The organism is Polyangium mundeleinium (assembly GCF_028369105.1).
Lineage (GTDB): Bacteria > Myxococcota_A > Polyangia > Polyangiales > Polyangiaceae > Polyangium > Polyangium mundeleinium.
The window spans coordinates 11,876,982-11,899,894 of sequence record NZ_JAQNDO010000001.1; the positions used below are offsets into that span (position 1 = coordinate 11,876,982).

Below are 22,913 nucleotides of genomic sequence, written 5' to 3' on the forward strand. Positions count from 1 at the left end.
CGCGGAGGTGCGGTCAAGCGGGAAAACCTTCCTTGGACTGTTGCCGCCCTGGACGTGTTTCGATAAAGTCGTTGCACCACAAACGATGGAGACCTCGTGACGCGCAAGAAAATCCTCCTCGCGACCGACCTGAGCTGCCGTTGTGATCGCGCCCTGGACCGCGCGGCCCTCCTCGCCTCCACGTGGCACGCGAGCCTCACGGTCGTGCATGCGCTCGAGGAATCGCCGTCGGTGACGGACCTCCCCTCGTGGCGCCAGACGCTCACCCCCGCGCAGCTCGCCTTGCAGCAGATCCGCGCCGACATGCCCAAGGCCCCGGATGTCCACGTCGACATGGTGGTGGAGCAAGGTGATCCGGCGTCGGTCCTCCTCGGGGCCATCGAGCGGCTGGAGCCCGATCTCGTCGTGACCGGCGTGGCGCGCGGCGAGACGCTCGGGCGCATGCTCCTCGGCACCACCGTCGAGCAGATCGTCCGCAAGTCCAGGGTCCCGCTGCTCGTCGTGAAGTCGCGGCCCCACGACGCCTACCGGAACGTGATGCTCACGTCCGACTACTCCGAGAGCTCCCAGCGCGCGCTGCCGACGGCGCTCCCCCTGCTCCCGGCAAGCGCGAAGATCAGCCTCTTCCACGCCTACGACGTCCTCTTCGAGGGACACATCGACGACCGGATCTCCGCGCGCGATGCGGCGCATCACCGGGCGACGGACGAGGGACTCGCGTTCGTCGCGAACCTCCGCGCGAACGCCGGAACGGGCCACGCCATCCCGCTGATCTGCGAATACGGCGACCCCGGCGTGCTCCTGTCCGATCTCACCCATACACGCGGGCTCGACCTCGTCGTGCTCGGCACCGCCGGCCGCACCGGGCTCCTTGGCGCCCTCCTCGGCAGCGTGGCCCTGCGGCTGCTCGCCACGCTGCCGAGCGACGTGCTGATCGTGCGCCCGACGACCGGCTGAAGCGAGCGCCCGTGGGCGTCTCCGCGTGGGCCTTCTTCGTCGGGGGCGTGCTAGCGTCCGTCCGCCATGCGCACGCGTTTTCCGACCTTGCTGGTCCTCGCCCTCCTCGGCTGCGGCGCGGCCCCTGCCTCGGGCCCCGCCACGCCTTCCGCGACGTCCACGGCCCCCGCCTCCCCGAGCGCGGCCGCGCTGCCCCCGTGGACCACGCCCGCCACGCCCGCCGCGCCCGCCGCCTCCGCGCCGGCCGCCGTGCCCACGCTCCCGGCGGAGACGCACCCCGAGACGCGCCCGCTCGCGGTGGACGTCGCGTCCCTGCCGCGCATCCAGGCCGTCAGCATCTCCCCGGACGGGCAGCAGGTCGCCTACGTCGTGAAAGAGACGCGGCTCGACCCGGACGCACAGCCCTCGGACAGCGACACGTCCGGCGGCTGGAAGTCCGAGGCGCAGCTCTGGGTGGTGGGGCGCGCGGGTGGGACGCCCCGGCAGCTCACGCGGGCTGAAAAATCGGTCGGAAACCCGAGGTGGCTGCCCGATGGGCGCGCCGTCGCGTTCGTGCGCGCGCAGGGCAAGGGGCGCAAGATCCACGTGCTCCCGCTCGACGGCGGCGAGGCCGAGGTGCTCGACCTCGGCGAGCTCGAATTCGAGGACTACGATTTCTCGCCGGACGGGCGCGCCCTCGCCTTCACGGCCGCGCCGCCGCTCACTGCGGCCGAGAAAGAGGCCACCTGGCGCAATGGCGGCGTGGTCGACGAGGCCAGCCACTTCAGGTCGTCGCAGCTCTGGGTGCTTCCGCGGGGCGGCAAGGTTCCGCGGCGGGTGACGTCGGGCAAGGAGAACGTGATCACGTTCCGCTGGTCGCCGGATGGGCGGACGTTCGCGGTGATCACCTCGCCGTCGGCGGAGCCCCATGACGCGGCCATCTCGCACTCGGTGCGTATCCTCGGCGCCGCCGACGGGGCCCTCGTCCGCGAGCTGACCCGGGAGCCGCGGCCGCTCGGGAGCCTCGCGTGGTCGCCGGACGGGCGCCACCTGGCCGTGCACAGCGGCAAGAACACGCTCTCGATGCTCAACGCGCTCCATGTGTACGAAGTCGCGGGCGGGCGCTCCTGGGACTTGGCGGACAAGCTCGACGCGACGATCACGAGCTTCGCGTGGTCGGGCGACAGCCGGAACCTGACCCTGGTCGTCGCCGAGCGGACCGGGACCAAGCTCGTGCGCATCCCCGCCGCGGGTGGCAGCGCCACCCAGCTCGGCCGGACGACGCGTATCCTCGGCCCCCTCGGCACGACGGACCGATCGGGGCGGTTTGCGGCGACCGTCTCGTCCGCGCCGACCGATCCCCACGCGCCGACGGTGGTCGACCTGCAAACCGGCGCGCTCCAGGTGGTCGCGCCGCAAGCGCCGCGCGTGGCGGGATGGACGCTCGCGAAGAGCGAGGTGGTGCGCTGGAAGAATGCGGACGGCATGGAGATCGAGGGCGTTCTCACGGTCTCGCCGCACGCGGGCGCCGGGCCGGCGCCGCTTTTGGTCTACCCGCACGGCGGGCCCGACGACGTGAGCCAGGACGGGTTCAGCCCGTTCGCGCAGTACATGGCGGCGCGCGGCTACTCCGTCCTGCGCCCGAACTACCGCGGCAGCTTCGGGTATGGGCAGGCCTTTTACGCGGCGAACCGGGGCCGGCTGGGCGAGGTCGAGTTCGCCGACATCGAGAGCGGCGTGGACGCGCTCATCAAGGCCGGGCGTGTCGATCCGCAGCGGCTTTATTATGGCGGCTGGTCCTGGGGCGGATTCGTCACCGCATGGACCATCGGCCACACGCGCCGCTACCGGGCCGCGCTGGTGGGCGCCGGGGTCGTGGACGTGGTGGCGCAGTATGCGAACTCGGACATCAACCATGGCGCGGCCGCGGAATGGGAGTTCCGCGGCAATCCCTGGAAGCAGCCCGAGGAGTTCGCCGACTCGAACCCGCTGCGCTCGGTGAGCAAGGTGGTCACCCCTACGTTGATCGCGCACGGCGACGAGGACGCGCGCGTGCCCCCGATCAACGGCTGGCTCCTCTACCGTGCCCTGACCGACATCGGTTGTGAGGTGCGCTTCCACCGCTACCCCCGCGAGCCCCACGGCTTCGGGGAGCCAGCCCACCAGGTGCACCTCTGGACCACCTGGGCGGCCTGGTACGCGGCGCACTGAGTCTGAGAGGGCGCGCGCCGGGTTCGAGGCGTGCCGCGGCTTCTCGGAGGTCGCCCGCGGCTTCCCAGAGGCCGCCCGCGGCTTCCTAGAGACCGCCCGCGGCTTCCCAGAGGCCGCCCGCGGCTTCCTAGAGACCGCCCGCGGCTTCCCAGAGGCCGCCCGCGGCTTCCTAGAGACCGCCCGCGGCTTCTCAAAGACATGCCCGCGGCTTCCCAGAGGCCGCCCGCGGCTTCCCAGAGGCCGCCCGCGGCTTCCCAGAGGCCGCCCGCGGCTTCCCAGAGACCGCCCGCGGCTTCTCAGAGGTCGCCCGCAGCTTCCCAGAGGTCGCCCACAACGTCCCAGAGGTCGGCCCTGCCTTCCCAGAGGTCGCCCGCAGGCGATGCACGGTCAGAGGCTGTGGATTTTTGCACGGCCGTCGGGTGCCGACGTGCATTCTCCCCCGGCCTTTCGGGCGCTACGACTGCCGAGTCGACGCGGCGGAGTCGTCGATCTTCATCTTCAGGAGCCAATCACGTGACTTCCTTTCGTACGAATTCAAAGAGCCTTCGTCTGGTCTTGCCGGGGATCCATGCCCTCGGCATTGCGTGCCTCGTGCTTTCGGCAGCCTGCGGCGGCACCAGCGGACAAGGGACCCCAGACGGACAAGGCGGCGCGGGCGGGCAAGGCGGCGCGGGTGGGCAAGGCGGCGCAGGCGGACAAGGCGGCGCAGGCGGACAAGGCGGCGCAGGCGGCGACGGTGGGCAAGGCGGCGCAGGCGGCAGCAGCAATCCCGGCGTCATGGCGTGGAGCAAGAAGCTGCCCGCCGACTACGACGGCCAGCAGATCACCATCGACAAGGCAGGCAATGTCTACGTGGCAGGGATCCTCCACGAGACGATCGATCTCGGATTGGGCCCGCTCGTCCCGCCGGCGCCCAGCGCGATGTACCTGGCGCGGTTCGATGCACAAGGCCAGATCCTCTACGCCAAGGCCTTTGGCGGCGATGGGGTAGAGCGCGTCGACAGGCTCGCCATCGACGACGACGGCAACCTGCTCCTGAGCGGCATCATGAAGTATGAGCTCGATCTCGACGGCGTGACCCTCACCGCCGAGGGCCATGGGTATTCTTTCGTGGCCAAGCTCGACGGCTCGGGCCACGGCCTCTGGGCCAAGAAGATCGGGTACGCGGACGGCGTCGCGTACAGTCGCCGTTACATGGCGGCCGACGCAGCAGGGAACGTGCTGGTCACGGGCATCGATCCCCAGGGCATCAATTTCGGCGGCGGCTACCTCTATCTCGACGATAGCCTCTTCCTCGCGAAATACGGCCCCGGCGGAGAGCACATCTTCAGCAAGAAGATCACGACCCTCGCGGACGGCGACGAGGTGAGGCCGTGGGCGATTGCGGTGACCCCGGCGGGCGAAGTGGCCATCGTGGGACGACGGGAGGGGCAGCCCGATTTCGGCAAGGGTCCCCTGTCGGGCTCGACCCTCGGATTCCTCGTCAAGCTCGACGCCGCGGGAAATACCCTCTTCAGCCTGCCGGTCGACACGGACATGGATGGCGTCGCCTTCGATGCCGCGGGCAACATCCTCGCCGCGGGCTTGCCCAACAATGGCTATTCGCTGAACGACATCCACGTCGCGAAATTCAGCGGCGCCTCGGGCGCGCAAATGTGGGCGAGGCAGTTCATCTCCCCGGATGAGATCGAGGGGGGAGCGATGAACTTCAACGATCTCGCGGTCGACCCGGCAGGCAACGTGGCCTTCACGGGCCAATTCGTCGGCCGCTTCGATTTCGGCGGAGGGATCCTGGACAACCTGAACCCCCACTGGACGCGGGATTCCTATGTCGTCAAGCTCGATCCGTCAGGAAACCACCTCTACAGCACCGCCCTCTCCGGCACGGAAAGCCACCAGGACGCCTCCGATCTCGTCATGGACCCGCAGGGCAACATCTACGTCACGGGATACTTCGAGTCGACGCTCGATTTCAACGGCGTGTCGCAGATGCAAGGGCCGTCCGAGTATCCGGGGAGCGGCTTCCTCGTGAAGATTCTTCCCTAGTCCTGCTGCGGCAAGTTCCCCCGTCCTGACCGCCCGCTCCGGTGGTCAGGACCCCGAACGTGGCGTCATTTCGTCGGCAAGATCTCGTAGGCCTTCATGGTCCCCGTCACAGCCACCTTGGAGACGGGTAGAACGAACGCTGGGGACTTGTGCGGAGAGACCTCGATGGCATCACCGACGGTCGTCTGGCCCGCGGGCATCGCGATCGGAATGGTGTATTCGCCTTTGAGGGTGATGTGCATGTATCTCCAAAAGAGATCGGGAATCGTGCTGGCGTCCTTGATGACGACATGAAAGTCGGTGGCGCCCGGGACCCCCTGCTCTTCGGCGACGACCTGCCCGTGCAGCAGGACCCGAACATTGTACGAAACCGCCTTCCCCTGAGCGTCCTTGAAGCTGGGCGTGACGCGGAACGTGTCGCTTGTACCGACCTGAACGAAGCTGACCGAGCTACCCACTGTGCCGCTCGATGAATCGGTGAACGTGATGGAATTCCCACCTCCGGCGGAGCGGATCATGTTCCCTGCATGCACCCATTCCGTGGTCGGAGAAAACGACGTCGAAAAACCGGCACCGGATTTCGCGAAGTTCCCGACGCGGATCGTGCCGGCGGCATCGGGGGGCGCGATCGTCGCCCCTCCGAGGGGGCAGATCTCCGAACCGTCCCAGGAGAAGACACAAGAGCCCGCCCCCAGCTCATCCGCTGTCGCGCCGAGCGCGTCCTCGTCCCACGGCCCGGCACTCGTGCCGCAGCCTGTAGAGGCGAAAAGAATACACAACGTCACAGCCGCAACCAAGGAGTGCTGCATCCGGCTCATCAATGGCCCCTTCCGCTCGAATGAAGGTTCGAGCAGGCAACGGTAAACACACACCGTACGCAGGGCAAAATTTCACGAATTCACCGGAGGCCCCTTCCTGCGATTGCCGCGCGCAGCGCCGGCGCGCGGCACGGCCCTCGCGCGCGGCGCGACGCGTCATCGACACGAACGTCACCAGCGCATACGAATGCGTCATTCCCCTGCAAGGTGCGGCGAAGCACGTGGCGGCGTTCCCTGCGCAGGTGAGCCGCCGAAGAGCGCGCGAATGACCTCCTCGGCCGCGTCCGACAGGAGGTCCCGGTCGAGGCGCAAGGGTTCGTCGAAAAATGCCGCCGCGGCGGCTCGATCGACGAGGTGCGTCCCGACGAGCGCGGCCGAGCGGTCGGTATCGAAAATGTTCTCGGCCACGATGATACGCGCCCCTTCGGCGACGCGCTCGTCGGCGTTGCGACCGGCGGAGGGCTCACCGAGCCAGGCTGCGAAGTATTGAAGCGACAGGTTCCCGGGGCGGGCCATGTGCGGCGTCCCGATGACCACCTGCAGCCGCGCGCGCTCCTCGGGCGTCATGCGCGCCGAAAGCGCCGTGACTTGCGCATGCAAGGTCATGACATTCTGGTAGGCGGCGTCCTTCACGTTCTGCACGACGTCGGCGCGCTGCGAGCGGACGAACGCGCCGAGCTCGCTCGACGTCAGGCGTTTTTCGCGCGTGACTCGCTCGATCCACGAAAGCGAGCGGGTCAGGATGCGCCGCTGTCGCTCGTGCTGCGCCGGGTCGGAAAACCTCCCGTCCATGGTGGCGAGCGCCGCCTCGACGAGGGCTTTGTACGAGACGAGCTTGCCGAGCAGCGCCACGTCGATCGGGCCGTCCACCCCGACGAGCAGCAAATAGAGAGCAAAGGGCACGTGCGCCACGGCCTTGAGCTCGTGATAACGTTCATTCGTGGCCGGCCGCTCGAGCCGCTCGCCACGATGCAGGAGCACGAGCGTATCGCCGGATTGCACGAGCACCGGTCCGGATGCCGCGAGCATGGCGGCGCGGCGTTCGGCGTAAGCGTCGCGGAAGGCGCTGTTCAGAGGGCAGAAGGGGTTGCCGGACGGGAGCGGGCATGGCCGCTCCGCGGAGGCCACGGGCGGCGCGTGAGGGCCATGTTTCGCGGGCGGCGGCGCCCGCGCGTCCTGGGCGGTGGAGCTCCGCCCCGCCTGGCATGCGGACAAGAGTACCAGCGGAACCATGGCCACGAGCACGCGGGCCGCGCTCTCTGCACGCATCGTTTCCCTTCCCCCCGGCCCATTGCGAGCCTAAACGGAAAGTCTACGCCATGCGCCGCGTCGCACGAGAGTCGGGCTCACCTGGAATGGGCCCTCAGGCCAATGCGGACCGAAAAGAGCCACGTTCCGCCCGGGACTGTACGCGCGAAAGAGGTCGTCCCGAGGGGCCGTCCGATGGCCCGGGGAGCGGCTTCCTCGTGAAGATTCTCTTTGGAGAGCAGCCTACCGAGCGCGGGCCCGACTCATTCTGCGCCGATGCGCCCGTCGCATCGACACGCCAAAGGAGCAGGTCCAGCGGCCCCTTCCAATCGTAATCCTCGGTCGCGCGGCCCCGCGGCACGTACCGATGAGGGCCGAGCACGATCGGACGCTCGTAGGTGAGCACCGCCCAGGGGATTCCGTCGGAGGACCGTGCGAGCGCGACGCTCATCGCAGGAAAGACGCGTGCCCATTGGACCTGCCCATCGACCACGCGCGCAAGAAAGACGTGGCCGAGCTCGTCGGCGGGATCGCCGTGCACCGTGTGATCGCCGATGCGCGCCTGGCGAAAGAACCTCCCTCCGACGAGAAGGTCGTTTTTGCCCGTCGCGACGAGGCTCGTCACGTGCGCGCCCTCCAGGGTGAGCACCACGGTCTCGATACGTTTCGGCGGATCCGGCGCGGGTGTGATCGTCACCTCTTCACGAGGGGCCGCGCAAGACGCGCCTCGACACCCCGCGAGGGCAAGCCAGGCCATGGCGAGGCAAAGCCCGGCACGTCGAGGCGCCCCCCCCGGGGTCACACGATCCCGTCCATCACCTCGAGCGCGAGCTCGTACCGCCCGAGCGGCGGCATGATGTACGCCCCCGCGACGCGATTTCGCACCGCCGCGAGCATCTCCCGGGCAATGGCGACGCCCTCCTTGCGCGCGGCGGGGCCGCTGCCGGCGCGTTGCATGCGGTCGCGCACGTCCCGCGGGATCTGCATGCCGGGGACCTCGTTGTGGAGGAACTCGGCATTCTTGTGGCTCGCGAGCGGCAGGATGCCGACGAGGACGGGCAGGCCGAGGGGCTCGACGTCTTTCAAGAATCGATCGAGCACGTTCGGGTCGTAGACCGGCTGCGTCATGATCAATTCGGCGCCGGCGCGTTTCTTCAGCTTGAGGCGCTCCATTTCGCGCTCGTAGTTCAAGGCCGCGGGCTCGGCGCCCGTCGCGCAGAAAAACGAGGTGACGCCGCCGAGCGGCTTGCCGCCGGGATCGATGCCGGCATTGAGGCGGGAGGCGAGGCGGAGGATGCCGATCGAGTCGAGGTCGTAGACGGCCGTCGCGTCCGGGAAATCGCCCATCTTGGGGGGATCGCCGGTGACCACGACGAGGTTGCGAATGCCGAGCGCGTGGGCGCCGAGGAGGTGCGCGACCTGCCCGAGCAGGTTCCGATCCCGGCCGCAGACGTGCAAGAGCGTCTCGACGCCGAGCTCTTCCTGCATGCGCACGGCGAGCGCGAGGTTCGACATGCGCGCCTGGGCGCGCGCGCCGTCCGCGATGTTGATGATGTCGACGCCACCCGTGACGAGCATCTTCGCGGCCTGGATGGCCGAGGTGGGGTCGACGCCGACGGGCGGGTTCACCTCGACGGAGACGACGAACTTCTTGCCGATCTTGGACGCGAGTTTGCTCTTTTCCGCCGTGGCGACGGGCCGCTGGCCGATCACCAGGACGGGCGGCTCGGGGGGAATGCTGCTATCGGCGACCCCGACCCAGAGGGGACCGGGATCCTCGCACGCGCCCGCGGCGGCGCTCGCCTCCATGCGCGCGGCGGCGGCCATGCGGCGAACGTGCTCGGGGGTGGTGCCGCAGCAGCCGCCGATGAGGCGGACGCCGAGCTTGCAGAGCCTCCGGGCAAAGACGCCGAAGTATTCGGGCGTGGAGACGTAAATGAAGCGGTCGTCGACGCGGCGGGGAATGCCGGCGTTGGGGATGGCCGAGAGCGGAATGCCGAGCGGCAGGAGTTTTTCGATCGCGGCGAGGACGACCTGGGGGCCGTCGGAGCAATTGACGCCGATGACATTGCAGCCGACGTCGCGCAGGCGGGCGCCGATGTCGGCGACGGGCGTGCCGTCGGAGAGGGTGAGGTCGGCGTCGACGGAGACATGGGCGACGATGGGCAAGGCGTCGCTGACGGCGCTGCGGACGCCTTCGATGGCGAGGAACAGCTCCTCGGGCTGGCGCATCGTTTCGAGCAGGAGGACGTCGGCGCCGCCCTCGGTGAGGGCTTCGGCCTGCTCGCGGAAGGCGTCGCGCACGCGGGTGCGGTCGTCCTCGCCGAAGGCGGCGAACACGAGGCCGCTCGGGCCAATGGCGCCGGCGACGTGGCCACGGTCGCCCACGGCCTTGCGGGCGAGCTGGGCGGCGGCGACGTTGAACTCGCGGACGCGGTCGGCGTAGCCGTGGCGGGCGAGCCGGACGCGGTTGGCGCCGAAGGTGTTGGTCTCGACCACCTGGGCGCCGGCGCGCACGTAGTCTTCGTGGATGCGGAGGACGAGCTCCGGGCGCGAGACGACGAGCTCTTCGTAGTTGACGTTGAAGAGGACGCCTCGCTCGTAGATCTGCGTCCCCATGCCCCCGTCGACGACGAGCACGCCGCGACGAACGGCGTCGAGGAAACGCGTGGGTTTCGGGGTCAGGGCAGGCGGGGCGCTCGACATCGCGGCGCACCCTAGCACAGGAGATGTCGTTGGCGGCCGAACGAGCGCCCCCCTTTCGCCTGTCTTCCGGACCCCCTCCTCGTCTCGTCCGGCCCCCTCCCCCGGGACCACGCCCATTCATTCATGTGCCAAAGGGGCGATCCTACCGTATCGTACGTCCCCCGAAACAAGGAGCGACGTATGCCGCGCGAGTTCGCCGTGGGTCCCTGCAAAGTCTCCCTGGTCGAAGGTGACATCACGACCGAGGACGTCGACGCCATTGCCAATGCCGCAAATGCCGGGCTGCTCGGCGGCGGCGGCGTGGACGGCGCCATTCACCGGGCCGCGGGTCCCGAGCTCGTCGCCGCTTGCCGCGAGGTGAAAAAGACCCTCCCCGGTGGCCTTTTGCGGACCGGCGGGGCCGTGATCACGCCCGGGTTCCGCCTGCGCGGAAGGCACGTGATTCACTGCGTCGGCCCGGTGTACGAGCGCGAGGGCGCGCGGGCGCCGGGGCTGCTCGCGAGCTGTCATACCGAGGCGCTGCACCTTTGCCGCGAGCAGGGTCTGTCGTCCATCGCATTCCCCGCGATCAGCACGGGTGTGTACGGCTATCCGCTCGACGAGGCCGCGCGCGTGTCGCTCACGGCGGTGCGGGACGACCTGCGCGCCCACGGCGCGCCGTCCTTCGTGCGGATGGTGCTGTTCGGGGCGCGCGCGCTTTCGGCATTCGAGCGCGCAGCCGACGATGTCTTCGGCGGGACCCCCTGATCCGGCGCGGCGCCATGCGCGGTGGTCGCGGGGAGGACGTGTGCAACAATGGCGCCGTGATCGAGAAGGAGAGGATTGCACGAGGAGCCTTCGAGGCGGGCCTGCCCGAGCCGCTGCGTGGCGCGCTCGACGCGCGGGCCGAAGCCGCGCTCGCGCGGGCAGCGGCGCGCGGCCGCGAGGCGTGGCCCGCGGTGCAGATCGAGGACGAGGTGTGGTTCGGTCACCTGGCCCGCAAGCTCCGCGATGGCGAGCCCCTCGCGGCGCAGCTCGATGCCATCGACGCGGGCGGCCTGTACCTCGCCGCCGCTTGCTTGCGCGGCGTGCCTGCGGCGCTCGAAGCGTTCGAGCGGGAGGTCTTGCCCTCGGCGCGACGCGCGCTGTCGATGCGCGCCGACGAAGCGCGCGTCGATGAGATGCTGCAACGGACGCGCACGCGCCTGCTCACGGAGCTTCACGGCCCCCCCAAGCTCGCGCTGTACGCCGGTCGCGGGCCCGTCGGCGGGTTCGTACGCACCGTCGCGGTCCACCTCCTCGCGAACGACGAGGCCGCGGCGAAGCCCATCGAGGACGACGACGACGCGCTGGCCGCGCTGCCCGAGGCCGCCGACGTGGAGGCGGGGCTCTGCCGGCTGGACCAGCAGCAGCACTTTCGCGCGGCCTTTCGGGAGGCGCTCGCGACGCTCTCGTCGCGCGACCGCGCGCTTTTGCGCCTCAGCTTGCTCGATGGCCTCTCGATCGACGACATCGCGCCGATGTACGGCGCCCATCGCGCGACCGTGGCCCGCTGGCTCGGCGCCGCGCGCGACCTCTTGGCCACGCGGACCCGGCAGGCGCTCGCCAGCCGCCTGCGCCTGCGCCCGGACGACCTCGAGAGCCTGCTCGGCGGCGTGCTCAGCCGTTTCGACCTCAGCCTGTCCCGCCTGCTGCGCGAGTCCCACGGCGCCGAGGCCCCGCCTGATGCGACCTGACGATTTGTTGCGACCTCGATCGGAGGCGACCTGTCCCTTGGTGCGGGGTGCATGTGCACCGGCCGCGGTGTTCCTCCACGTCACCAAGGAGTCTCGTCGTGAAACAACTCGTGTGGTCGCTCCCTCTCGCTTTCCTCCTCGCCTGCAGCGCCGGCACCGGGAGCTCCGGCTCCGACAACGGCGAGGGCGGGGGCGGGGGCGAGGGCGGGAGCGGCCCTGGTTCGTCTTCGTCTTCTTCTTCTTCTTCCAGTTCCAGCTCGTCGTCCACGTCGTCCGGGCCCAGCGGCATCACCGAAATGGAGCGCCTCCAGGTCTACTGCGAGAAAACGATGCTCGCCGGCTGCCCCGCCTGGTTCACATCGACGGCCCAGTGCGTCGACATCATGAGCAAGACGCAGACCGATCTATGCCAGGACAAGTGGGTCGCGGAGACCGATTGCCTCGGCAAGACGCAGGCCGGGGACTGGGCCTGCAACGCCGTCGGCGAGCCGGAGCTCGTCGGCACGGTGTGCCGCGACGAGTACGGGTTCGGCTCGTATTGCCGCATCGCCGTCGCGACCCCGGCGTGTCACGGCGCCGCGTGCATGTACAACTCCGATTGCTCGGGCGACGCGGGCTGCAACGAGGCCACGGGGCATTGCGTGGAGGCGAGCGCCGAGTGCGGCGGGCTGCCGTGCAAATACAACGCCGATTGCCCGAGCGCATTCAAGTGCAACGACGCGCTGGGGCAGTGCGTCTTGCCCTGAGGCAGAAGACGCGCTGATGGCCTGCCTCGACGAGAACCTCTTGTTCGAGTTGTCCGTCGGGCAGCTCGACGGGGCCGCCTTGGCCAAGGCCGAAGAGCACCTCGACACCTGCCCCCGCTGCCGGCGCGTGGTGGCCGCGACGCTGCGCGCGAGCGGGGCCGCCGCGCCGAAGCCCCCGGCCCTCGTGCAACGCGGGACGGCGATCGGCCGCTACCTCGTCGTGGAGCGGGTCGGCGTCGGCGCCATGGGGCAGGTGTTCGCCGCCTACGATCCCGAGCTCGACCGCAAGGTGGCGCTGAAGCTTTTGCGCTTCTCGTCGCGGTCAGGCGCGGAGGAGGAGCAGCGGCGCGCGCGGCTCGCGCGCGAGGCCCAAACGCTGGCGCGCCTGTCGCACCCGAACGTCGTGACCGTGTTCGACGTGGGGACGTGGGAGCAGCAGTTTTTCATCGCGCTCGAGTTCGTCCCCGGCGGGTCGGCCCGCGCATGGGCCACGCGAGAACCGCGCACGTGGCGCGAGATCGTGCAGCTATGGATCCAGGTCGGGCGCGGGCTCGCCGCGGCGCACGCAGCCGGGGTCGTGCACCGGGACCTGAAGCCCGACAACGTGCTCGTGCGCGCCGATGGTCGCGCGCAGGTCACCGACTTCGGCCTGGCCGCCGAAACACGGCTCGGCGACGAAGCGGCCGCGCCGACCGAGATGGCCCTCACGGAGACGGGCGCGCTCCTCGGGACGCCGGTCTACATGGCGCCGGATCAGCTCGAAGGCGCGCCGGCCACCGAGGCCTCCGATCAGTTCGCGTTCTGCGTGTCGTTATGGGAAGCGCTGCATGGCGAGCGCCCCTTCGCCGGTCACACGATCGCCGAGCTCGCGCGGGTCGTGCGGGCGCAGGCGCCCCGCGCGCCGGCCTCGTCGCCGGTGCCTCCCGCCGTGCGTCGCCTGCTGCAATGCGGGCTCCATCCCGATCCACGCGAACGTCATGCTTCGATGACCGCGCTCGTCGACGCGCTCGAACGCGCGACCGAGGCGCCTCGTCGTTTCGGCCTCCCGATGCGGATCGGCGCGGCCTTGCTGGCCCTCGTCGTCGTCGTCGTCGTCGTCGTCGCGCGGCCGAACGAGGCCGTCCGCCGTCACCCGACGTGCGTGCTCGCCGAGGAGCGGCACCGGGCCGGGTGGGACGAGGCGCGCCGCGCCGTGGTGCGCGAGGGCTTCGACCGCACGGGCCTCTCGTATGCCGCGCAGGCCTTTGGCGCCGTCGACAGCGCGGTCTCGGCACGCGCGTCCGCCTGGCGGGCCGAGCGCGCCGAGGCGTGCGAGGCGCTCGTCGAAGCGCCGCAGCCCGATCCCCTCTTCCGCGCGCGTGTCGCGTGCCTGGATGAACGCCTGGCGGAGCTCGATGCCGCGGTCGAGGTGCTCTCGCTCGGCGGGGCCGACGCGGTCAACCGCGCGACGTCCGTCGTCGAGCGAATGGCGCCGCTCGACGCCTGCGTGGCAGCCCGCGCCGGACCTGCCGACGCGGAGCCGTGCGAGGCGTGCGTGGCGATCCGCGCCGACGTGCAGCGCGGAAGGACCCTGCAACAGCTCGGAAAATTCGCCGAGGCCGAGCGTGTCACCCAGGGCGCGCTCGCGCGCGAGGCGCCGCCGAACGCCGCCGCCGCGCGGGCCGCGCTCCTCGTCGAGCACGCGCGCACGCTCGAGCCGCTCGGCCGCCTCGACGAGGCCGAGCGCGAGATATTCGACGCAGCGCTGGCCGCGCACCGGGTGGGAAGCCGCGCCCTCGCCGCCGAGGCGTTCGCGGAGCTCGCCTACGTCGTCGGGTACCTGCGCGCGCGTCCCGATGACGGCGAGCGATGGGCGTCGCAAGCGGACGCGCTGCTCGGCCCCGACGATGCGCCGCTCCTCGATCGCGTCGCCACGGTGCGCGGGGTCATCGAGGCGCGCCGCGGCAACCTGCGGCTGGCCGAGGAGCATTTTCGCCGCGTGGAGGAGAGCGTCCGCAAGCGGCTCGGCGCGGCGCACCCGAGCCGCGCCCGCGTGCTCTCCAATCTGGCGAGCGCGATCTTGCACCAGGGTCGCTTCGACGACGCGCTGCCGTTGCTGAAGGAGTCGTACGACCTCTCCGTCGCGGCGCTCGGCGCCGATCACCCCGACGCGTTCCAGGCGCTCAATTCCTACGGCGCGGCGCTCGGCAACGCCGGCCGCTTCACGGAGGCGGTCCCGGTGTTCGAGGCGGCGCTCGCCGGATACAAGCGCACGCTCGGCGCGAACCATCCGCGGATTGGCCGTGCGGCCTCGAACCTCGCCGAGGCGCTCTACCGCCTGAAGCGATATCCGGACGCGCGCGCTCGTTACATCGAGTCGGCGGCGGCCTTGGAGCGGGCCCTCGGGCCCGATGCGCCGGACCGCGCGCGCGCGCTCACGGGCCTCGGCCAGGTGTACGTCGCGGAGGGCGCGTGCGCCGAAGGCCTCGACGAGACGCAGCGGGCGCTCGCCATCTGCGCGAAGTCCGCGTGCGAGCCCGAGGACGCGGCGGTCCTCGAGTTCCTGCACGCGAAGGCGTGGGTCTGCGCAGGCCACGCGAAGGCCCAGGCCCTCCCGCACGCCCGCCGCGCCGTCGAGCTCTTCCGCTCCCTCGGCCGCCCCGGCACCGAGGCGCAGATCGCCGAGATCGAAGCGTGGCTCCGGTGAAGTGAGCGCAGGGTTGTTTCGCTGTCGTACTGAACACCCCACCTCGACAGCCGCCCCCCGCCACGACGAACTAGGCTATGCTCCGCCCGCCCGCGCGGCTGCGCGAGGATGCACGGAGGCGAGCACCTTGTACGAACCGATCAAATTTCCAACGAAACGTGGGGCCGAAGCGCCGGGTGAGCTCGTGGCGCCCGAGGGCGTGGAGCGGGCGCCCGCGGTGGTGCTGATCCAGGAGTGGTGGGGGCTCAACGGGCAGATCCGTCACGTCGCCGCCCGCCTCGCCCGCGAGGGGTTCCTCGTCGCGATCCCCGATCTCTATCACGGGCGCTGGACCGTCGACCCCGCCGAGGCGCAGAAGCTCATGGAAGGCCTCGATTGGCCGCGGGCGCTCGACGAGATCGGCAGCGCGGCGGCCTACCTGAAGAAGCATCCGCGCAGCAACGGCCATGTCGGCGTGATCGGATTCTGCCTCGGCGGCGCGCTCTCGTTCGCGTCGGCCACGCTCGTGCCGGAGTTCGAGGCCGTCGTGCCGTTTTACGGGCTCGCCCCCTCGGACAAGTTCGATTACGCGAAGGTCAAGGCGCCGATCCTCGCGCATTTCGCCACCCAGGACGAGTGGGCCCGGGCGGACAACGCCCGCGCGGTGATGGAGCAGATGCATTCGCGCGGGCAATCCATGGAACTTCACGTCTACGAGGCCGGGCACGCGTTCGCGCACGAGTCGCGCAAGGACGTGTACGTCCCGGAGGCGGCCGCGCTCGCCTGGAGCCGCTCGATTGCTTTCTTGCACCGGCACCTCGGCTGATCCGAGGGGCCGCTTTTCGGATGACTTGGTTGGAGGTCGGTCGATGTCGACGAATCGGTGGATGAAGACTTTGCTTTTCGCCGTGCCTTGCGCGGCGGCTCTCGGCTTTGCGGGGACCGGGTGCTCGGACGAGCCGGACGGCTCGGGCGGCGCCGGTGGTGAAGGTGGCGCGGGCGGCTCGCCGGCGAGCAGCAGCTCGAGCAGCAGCAGCTCGGGCAGCGGCGGCATGGGCGGCATGGGCGGGGCCGGCGGCGCGGGCGGCGGCTGCGGCGATACGATGACGGATCCGGCGAACTGCGGCACCTGCGACAACCAATGCGCGCCGGGCCAGACGTGCGCGGGCGGCGTTTGCACCTGCGGATCGACGAGCGTCGCGTTCGCGGAGGTGCAGACGATCCTGTCGGCGAGCTGCGCCGTCGGCGGCTGCCATTCGGGCGCGGCGCCGAAGCAGGGGCTCGACCTGACGAGCGCGAACGCGCACGCGGAACTCGTGAACGTGCCGGCCGAGCAATGCGCGGGCGAGACGCGGATGCGCGTCAAGCCGGGCGCCCCCTCGGAGAGCTACATCATCGACAAGATGATGAACGTCGACAAATGCGCCGGAAACAAGATGCCGCCGTCCATCGCGCTTTCCGATGCCAAGATTCAGGTGGTGTCGGACTGGATCTGCGGCGGCGCGATGCCGTGATTTGTTGAATGGGACGGGGACCGATGTATTGCCCACGTTGTCTCAGGCGTTTCGAGGATGAAGAGCACCGCTTCTGTCCGTACGACGGGACCAAGCTCGTCGCGACGCCCGACGTATCGGCGCTCCGCGCCAAGCCCACGCCCGAGACCGGCGTGGTGCTCGGAGGCCGCTACGAGGTGCGAGGGCTCATCGGTCGGGGGGGCATGGCCCGGATCTACCTGGCGCTCGATCGAAATACGAGCGAACCGGTCGCCATCAAGATGCTCGATTCGCTGCACCTCCGCGCGCCCGGCGCGCGCGCGCGTTTCGACCGGGAGGCGAAGGCGGCCAACGCGCTCGCCCATCCAAACATCGTAAAAGTCCTCGATACGGGGGAGCGGCCGGACGGCGTGCCGTTCCTCGTGATGGAGTACCTCTTCGGCGAGACGCTCGGGGATTGGCTGCGTCGCGAGACGACGATGCAGCTCCACATCGCGCTCCCGGTGCTGTCGCACACGGCCTCGGCGCTCGGGGTGGCGCACCGCGCGGGGATCGTGCATCGCGACGTGAAGCCGGACAATCTCTTTCTGGTCGGCGAGCCGGGCGAGCCCTACAACACGAAGGTGCTCGATTTTGGCTTGTCGAAGCTCGAAGCGGCCAAGGCGGTCACGCAGGCGGGGGTGGCCGTGGGGACGCCCGAATACATGCCGCCGGAGCAGGTGGTGGGGGACAAGTCGGATCCGCGGTCGGACGTGTATGCGCTCGGCGTGATGATGTATCGGATGCTGGTCGGGGAGCTGCCGTTCCGCGCGGACGATTATGCGGTCCTTCTGGCGAGGCAGCTCATCGTGCCGCCGCGCGAGCCCTCGGACGTGCTGCCGAGCATCGATCGAGCCACGGAAGGCGTGATCCTGAAGGCGCTGCGCAAGAAGCCCGAGGATCGGTATTCGACGATGGAGGCTTTTTGCGACGACCTGGAGCGGCTCATGGGCAAGCGGCTCGGGTCGCTGTCGGCAGGGCTTCTGTCGCGCGGGCCGGACGTGTACGAGCCGAAGGATCAGCTCTCGCGGACGGCGGCGAAGTTTTTCTACAACAAGCTCGGGATGACGCCGCCGGCTTGGAAGTAAAAGCGGGCGGCGGCGCCCGCCCCCCTTCGCCCTCGCGTTTGATGCGGCCGATGATCTGCCCCCGCCATTGCAGGTCGTACCCGAAGGCGACGGGCCGCAGCTTGATCACAAAGGAACCCGAAGCCGCACGCGGTCGACCTGCGGTGCGGCATCATCCGTCATTGCTACGAGGTCGACGAGCCGTGCCGCCTCCAGCCGCGTCAGCGCGGGCACGAGCATTCCCAAGTGCGACAGCTCGGGAAGCCTATCTCGCAAGCGTGCGATGGAGACGTGCCCGTCGGCATCCGGACGCATACGTGAAAGCGCGAAATGGGCCAGGCCCTCGGCGTACTCGTCGCCGCCAAGCTTCCGGAGGGCGATCGCGTAATTCGCCACGTAGACCGCGGCGTCCTGGTAGGACCGCGCCGCGCGCATGATGTCGAGGAGGAGCTGCTCGCCGCGCTCGTCGTGGCCGACGCCGCCCGGGGATACGCGGGTCGCGGTCATGGACCGAGGTGGCGGAAGCGCAGGCAGGCGGTCGGAAAGACGCGGTTTCCGGAATCGCTGGCCGATGTGGCGGAACGCGGTCCCAATCGCGGCTCGTGCGCGGCGCCAAGGCGAGAGGGGATCCACGACCGTATCCCTTGGCGGCTCGGAATGCGCGACGGACACGCGCGTTCCGCTCGCCGGGGGCAAGGCCGCCCGATCCATGACGGTGGTTTTGGCGTCGTCGTCATCCATGTCCGGTGCGGCGCTCATCGTTTACCTCCAGGAAAGTCACCGACCCGAGGCGGCTGCGTCGCGTGAAGCGTGCGCGTACGGGGAAACGCCGCGCGGCGCAGCCGGCTCGGATCGACGACGAACGACCGGCAGGAGAGGACGATGGAGGCGAGAGGTGCTTGCCCAGGTGCACGCGCCCCCATCGCCCTCTTCTGCGGGTCGTAGAACCCGCCCGAAGCCGAACACGGCGCCTTTTCGTTTACGAGGCCAGGAGGACCGTGTTCGGCTCGGGCAGGAGGGACGAGCGTCGAGCCCTCGGTTTAGCCTGGCGCGCATTCGCCGGAGTCCCGAGTCTCGCCCCTCACCTGCGCTACATGATCGAGGAGGCGATTCGGATCGACGAACGTGATAAATAGGTGGGGGCTTGTCCTACTCGGCGAACTCGAACGGCGCGAGGCAGCAGAACGTCACGGCGTCGGCGGGGTCTTCCGAGGCTGCGCCTGTGGGCTCTCCGCCCGTCGCGAGGCAGAGGCCGGGGATGTAGGCGAGGTCCGTGATGGCTTTGCTTCCGAGTGCTCGGCCCGGCGGGAAGACGTTCGTGCACTGCTCGTCGAAGGACGCCACGTCCACCGTATTCGCCCCAGTGGTGCATGCGCCATCGCTGTAAAACCGCAGGTTTCCGATGCACCCGCTCCCGACCGGGCTTCCCCCGCACTCGCACGTCGTGCAGCCGCGCGTATCGATGGGCACCTCGCCGTAGAGGTAGATGGGGTCATAGCGGTCGTAGTTGCCAGGGCACTTGTCGTGTATCCCCTTGAGCGCGACGCACTGGAGAAACGGGTACGGCATATCGTACATGCATCGGTGCGTGGCCGTCTCGCATCTCCCTTCGCGCTCCTTCGCCTCGCAGGCGAGGCCTATCCAGCGCCAATCCGTGGTCTTGGTAAACGCGGCCGGCTTCGTGATCGCCGGGCACGCCTCGCTCGTCGGGCCCGGGAGCGGAGAGGCGTAGACGGACTGTGCGCAGGGCTCGCCGCCACAATCAGCCCCCGCCGGCAGGGCGTTCGTGCTGGTGCACGAGCCGTCCCAGCCGACGGGTCCGCCGAAAGGGAGCGCGGAGGCTCCGTCCTCCGCGCACGTGCCCGCGCGGACCTCGATCGTCTCGGGGAGCTTGGTGCACGAGCCTTCCGAGGCCGGGCACGAGCACTCGCATGCCGCTGGCGGCGCGTCGAGGTACGCGAAGCGTCGGTACTTCTCGAAGAGCTCCACGTCATCGCTGTAGCCGCCTAGCTTGCGCGCCTCGTCGCAGTTCGCGGGCGCGAGTTCACGCGGCCCGTACCAGAGGAGCATCGTCGTGCGCGGCCAATCTCCAGCCGATTCGCTGCTCGGCTCGGGGACGCATCGACCGGGGCATTCGATGGCTTGGGGCCCAGGGTTGACTGCGTCGTCGCTCGCGTCGGCGTCGCCTGCGTCGGTGCCGGCGTCGGGGACACACTCAGGATCCGGAAAAAGTGCTTCGGGATCGCACGTATCGCGGTTGATCGAAGGCGCCGCGGTACACGCAACGACGACGCTCATGAGAAAAGGTGCCGTAAAAATAAATCGAGTAGCCATCGCTAGAACTCCCACGCCCCCATAAACTGTGTCCCAAACATCAGAGGTGATTGATCTGCGAGTACCGTTTGACCAGCCACCACCTTTATTCCGCTCGTCAAGCCAAGAATGTCTGCCGCTCCCAGCAAGCTGAACGAGGAAGTTACGTGGACCTTCGCACCGACGCGCGCCCCAGCGCCAGGCTTGACGTTAACGAAGGACTTTCCGGTGTAGCTGCCGTCGGAGAAGGCTACGTTGATCACGCCAAGGTGCCCAAGCGCGCAGCCGAACAGCCAGCGCCAGTGCCCGCATGCGCTCGCCAGCCCACCCGCGGTCATGGCGTTGATTTGTCGTCCCTCGATGCCGGAGGTCAGCCACGCGGCGCGCCCCTCGATCCCGAGCGACACGTACTCGCTCGGCCGCAAGCTCGCCCCTACGGAAAGTCCCACCGCGGGACTCCATGACGCCACGCCAAACACGACGACCGGCCCCGCGCCAATCGAGCCCCGCACTCCTTTCTTCTCTCCGTCGCCTCGGTTCGTCGCGGGCTTGTCGTCGTAGGCGTACGGGTCCTCCTGCTTCGAGAGCTTCGGCTCACCCACCACCACCGCGGGCGCAACGCTCTTTGGCGGCTCCTTCTCCGGCTCATACACCGCCGACACGGCCGGGGGCGGCGCCGGAAGCGGCTTGAACGTGATCCGAACCGGCAAGTTCCCGCCCTTCGGCGCCGTGAACTTCACGGCGACCTCCTCGTACCCGTCGAGCTTCGCGCGTACCTCGTGCTCCCCCGCGCGGACGAAGAACCAGGACGCCGTGTGCCCGCCCGTATCCTTGGGCGCCCCGTCCATCGTCACCTCTGCGCCCACATGCGACACCATCAGCTCGATCCACGCGCCTTGCGCGCGCGCCGCCTCGTGCGCTTTGAAGAACTCGCCGCGCTCCTCCGCCGACGTCGTCGCGAGGTGGATCGCGTCGAGCAAATACTCGGGGGCAAACTCGGGCCGGCCGAGCTTTACGAGCAAGACGCCGAGCCGCCCGCCGACGAGCGGATCGTGGCGCACGTCGAGCGCTTCCATGTAGGCCCGCGCCGCCGCGCGAGGATGACCCGCGGCTCGCTCGCGATCGCCCAGCGATGCGAGCGCACGGAAGCGCATGTCCTCCGCGCTCTCCTCGCCCTCTTCCTTGTCGATCGGCGCGTCCGCCCATGCGGGCGATGCGAGTCCACAGAGGAGAACCGATACGAGACCGACGCGGCGCATACCCGCGATCGATAGCGCAACCCGACGGCGACGTCTACCCGGACGAACCGTTTCCGCCGACCAACCAATGCCGTCGCCCCGAGGGTTTCACCACGAACGGCTCCGGCGACGCCACGCTCGGCGGCGTCGCGAGCCCCCGCCAGTATACGCTCCAGCATCCCATCCCTCAGGTCGTTGGCGCGCCGCCATTTCGCTGGGCTTCGAGCTTGTCCCGGAGCTCGCCGAGCGCATCGCTCCTCTCTTCTTCCGCGGTGGGGGGAGGGTGCGCCTCGTCGAGCCGCCGGGTGCTTCGCTCTGGGCCGAGCTGTCCCCTCTGCTGCGCCAGGAGCGCGCCCTGGAGGTCGTGCAGTTTTCCCAGCTCCTGTTCGTAAAAGCGTGTGGGTTTCTGCACCGCCTTGGCTTCGTCGAGCCGTCGCTGGAGCTTCGCGAGGAGAGGTTCGAGCACGGCGAGCCCCTCCTCGGGCTGCTCGTCGTACGCGCAGCAATCCGCGTAAAATCCGCTCATCAGGCATTCTCGGAAGGTGTTCGAGAAGCCGAGGTGAACAAGCTCGTTCCAGACCTCCCGGCAGACCTCGAAGGGTGGATGCTTGGAGTGTGCCGCCGAGAGAATGTCTTCGGCGATGCGGCGCTTCGTCTCGAGCACGCCGAATTCATGGTCGCCCATTCGTGCCACATATTCAGCCTCCAGCCTGCGGTAGTCTTCGGCGACATCGACGAAGTCACGCTCGAACGATTTGGCCAAAATGGCCTCGCTCGCATTCGCAAACTCTTGGCCGAGTTGCTCGAGTTCTTCTTCCGTGATCATACCACCTACTCCAGATGGTCTCCTGTTATTTGCAGGATGCCCACGTACCGTCCGTGAATTCGACGCCGTCCTGCCATTCCTTGTGCGCCTTGCACAGCTCCCAGCACATCTTGCATCTCTTCGAGTTCCATGTGCTGCCCCGTTTGCTCTGCAGAGGCGACATCAGGCAATCGTTTAAACCATTTTGGCATTCCTCCTCCCATTTTCCCCGCTCTCGAACCGTCTCCACAATATCCGCCTTGCTGAGCTCCAGCGAAGCGGCACACACGATGATGACGGCGGGGCCGACTTCGATGATGAGGTCAGCGAGGGCGATCGCCACGGCCACGAGCACCGCGGGGTTGCCGACGAGGCCACGCTCGGCCGGCGTCTGCCCGTTCGCGGGAGCGGGCGACTCGGACAGGCGCAGCTTGCGCAGCCTGAGCAGCTCCTCCGGCACGGTCATGCCTCGCAGCGCGATCCGCATGCAGCCCGCGAGATCCGCGTGGGGCACGCCCTTCGACGCCACATCGACCACGCGGCCCTCCTCGTCGACCTTCACTGCGACGTCGAACGTGTAGTACCCCCCGAAAGGCCACCACCGAACTCATCCACACATTCGCGTAGGCGCTCCGCGGTGGCGTCGGGGACACGCGGGCGGTCGTCCTGCTGCGCCAGTTGTCTGACCGAGGCCCCGCAGCCGAGCGGCACGAGCGCCGTCGTCGCGCAGCCGAGAAGCCCGAGCGAGATGAGTGTTCGCGTGCGCTGGAACAGCATGGACGAGATGCGACCAGACAGCTCGAATTGCGTCAAGGCAGGGTGCACGCGGTGGCTCTGCATGCGGTGGCGCGGCGCAGAGGCCCCCGG

19 protein-coding genes are annotated in these 22,913 nt (G+C 69.3%); 10 read left to right on the forward strand and 9 right to left on the reverse strand.

The window, feature by feature from the left end; translation table 11 throughout:
* Positions 1–96: 96 nt before the first annotated feature.
* The 3 genes from POL67_RS53985 (at position 97) to POL67_RS46900 (ending at position 5,193) form a co-directional block, all read left to right on the forward strand.
* Positions 97–957: a universal stress protein gene (locus POL67_RS53985; protein WP_271928258.1), complete on the forward strand. Its 861-nt coding sequence runs from the start codon at positions 97–99 to the stop codon at positions 955–957.
* A 66-nt stretch (positions 958–1,023) separates the two neighbouring features.
* Positions 1,024–3,147, forward strand: coding sequence for a S9 family peptidase (locus POL67_RS46895; RefSeq protein WP_271928260.1), 2,124 nt, complete (start codon positions 1,024–1,026; stop codon positions 3,145–3,147).
* Between the two features lie 513 nt (positions 3,148–3,660).
* A complete protein-coding gene (locus POL67_RS46900) occupies positions 3,661–5,193 on the forward strand; it encodes an NHL repeat-containing protein (protein WP_271928261.1) in 1,533 nt (510 codons plus the stop codon).
* 65 nt (positions 5,194–5,258) lie between these two features.
* Here the strand turns inward: POL67_RS46900 and POL67_RS46905 are convergent, their stop codons facing one another.
* The 4 genes from POL67_RS46905 to POL67_RS46920 form a co-directional block, all read right to left on the reverse strand.
* Complete coding sequence (locus tag POL67_RS46905; protein ID WP_271928263.1) at positions 5,259–6,011, reverse strand: hypothetical protein; 753 nt, start codon at positions 6,009–6,011, stop codon at positions 5,259–5,261.
* Between the two features lie 192 nt (positions 6,012–6,203).
* Positions 6,204–7,280, reverse strand: coding sequence for a hypothetical protein (locus tag POL67_RS46910; protein ID WP_271928265.1), 1,077 nt, complete (start codon positions 7,278–7,280; stop codon positions 6,204–6,206).
* 94 nt (positions 7,281–7,374) lie between these two features.
* Complete coding sequence (locus tag POL67_RS46915) at positions 7,375–7,956, reverse strand: hypothetical protein (protein WP_271928267.1); 582 nt, start codon at positions 7,954–7,956, stop codon at positions 7,375–7,377.
* Positions 7,957–8,057: 101 nt separating this feature from the next.
* Positions 8,058–9,965 carry a bifunctional homocysteine S-methyltransferase/methylenetetrahydrofolate reductase gene (locus POL67_RS46920; protein WP_271928268.1) on the reverse strand — a complete coding sequence of 636 codons (1,908 nt, stop codon included), beginning with the start codon at positions 9,963–9,965 and terminating at the stop codon, positions 8,058–8,060.
* Between the two features lie 180 nt (positions 9,966–10,145).
* Between POL67_RS46920 and POL67_RS46925 the strand changes: the two genes are divergently transcribed.
* The 7 genes from POL67_RS46925 (at position 10,146) to POL67_RS46955 (ending at position 17,711) form a co-directional block, all read left to right on the forward strand.
* The gene (locus tag POL67_RS46925; RefSeq protein WP_271928269.1) at positions 10,146–10,712 is read left to right on the forward strand and encodes an O-acetyl-ADP-ribose deacetylase; all 567 of its coding nucleotides are present in this window, start codon (positions 10,146–10,148) and stop codon (positions 10,710–10,712) included.
* A 14-nt stretch (positions 10,713–10,726) separates the two neighbouring features.
* The gene (locus POL67_RS46930) at positions 10,727–11,680 is read left to right on the forward strand and encodes a sigma factor-like helix-turn-helix DNA-binding protein (RefSeq protein WP_271928271.1); all 954 of its coding nucleotides are present in this window, start codon (positions 10,727–10,729) and stop codon (positions 11,678–11,680) included.
* A 98-nt stretch (positions 11,681–11,778) separates the two neighbouring features.
* A complete protein-coding gene (locus tag POL67_RS46935) occupies positions 11,779–12,426 on the forward strand; it encodes a hypothetical protein (RefSeq protein WP_271928273.1) in 648 nt (215 codons plus the stop codon).
* Between the two features lie 16 nt (positions 12,427–12,442).
* Positions 12,443–15,112, forward strand: coding sequence for a serine/threonine-protein kinase (locus POL67_RS46940; RefSeq protein WP_271928274.1), 2,670 nt, complete (start codon positions 12,443–12,445; stop codon positions 15,110–15,112).
* 127 nt (positions 15,113–15,239) lie between these two features.
* Positions 15,240–15,917, forward strand: a complete 678-nt coding sequence (locus tag POL67_RS46945; protein ID WP_271928276.1) for a dienelactone hydrolase family protein — start codon at positions 15,240–15,242, stop codon at positions 15,915–15,917.
* Between the two features lie 61 nt (positions 15,918–15,978).
* Positions 15,979–16,605: a PE-PGRS family protein gene (locus tag POL67_RS46950; RefSeq protein ID WP_271928278.1), complete on the forward strand. Its 627-nt coding sequence runs from the start codon at positions 15,979–15,981 to the stop codon at positions 16,603–16,605.
* A gap of 8 nt (positions 16,606–16,613) precedes the next feature.
* The gene (locus POL67_RS46955; RefSeq protein WP_271928280.1) at positions 16,614–17,711 is read left to right on the forward strand and encodes a serine/threonine-protein kinase; all 1,098 of its coding nucleotides are present in this window, start codon (positions 16,614–16,616) and stop codon (positions 17,709–17,711) included.
* A 105-nt stretch (positions 17,712–17,816) separates the two neighbouring features.
* Here the strand turns inward: POL67_RS46955 and POL67_RS46960 are convergent, their stop codons facing one another.
* The 5 genes from POL67_RS46960 to POL67_RS46980 form a co-directional block, all read right to left on the reverse strand.
* Positions 17,817–18,197 carry a hypothetical protein gene (locus tag POL67_RS46960; protein WP_271928282.1) on the reverse strand — a complete coding sequence of 127 codons (381 nt, stop codon included), beginning with the start codon at positions 18,195–18,197 and terminating at the stop codon, positions 17,817–17,819.
* A gap of 642 nt (positions 18,198–18,839) precedes the next feature.
* Entirely contained in the window at positions 18,840–19,988 is a 1,149-nt protein-coding gene (locus POL67_RS46965) for a hypothetical protein (protein ID WP_271928284.1), read from the reverse strand.
* 38 nt (positions 19,989–20,026) lie between these two features.
* Positions 20,027–21,262: a tetratricopeptide repeat protein gene (locus tag POL67_RS46970; protein ID WP_271928287.1), complete on the reverse strand. Its 1,236-nt coding sequence runs from the start codon at positions 21,260–21,262 to the stop codon at positions 20,027–20,029.
* A 166-nt stretch (positions 21,263–21,428) separates the two neighbouring features.
* Positions 21,429–22,067 (reverse strand): hypothetical protein, encoded by a 639-nt coding sequence (locus POL67_RS46975; protein ID WP_271928288.1) that lies wholly within the window; start codon positions 22,065–22,067, stop codon positions 21,429–21,431.
* 25 nt (positions 22,068–22,092) lie between these two features.
* Positions 22,093–22,584, reverse strand: a complete 492-nt coding sequence (locus tag POL67_RS46980; protein WP_271928290.1) for a hypothetical protein — start codon at positions 22,582–22,584, stop codon at positions 22,093–22,095.
* Positions 22,585–22,913 lie beyond the last annotated feature (329 nt).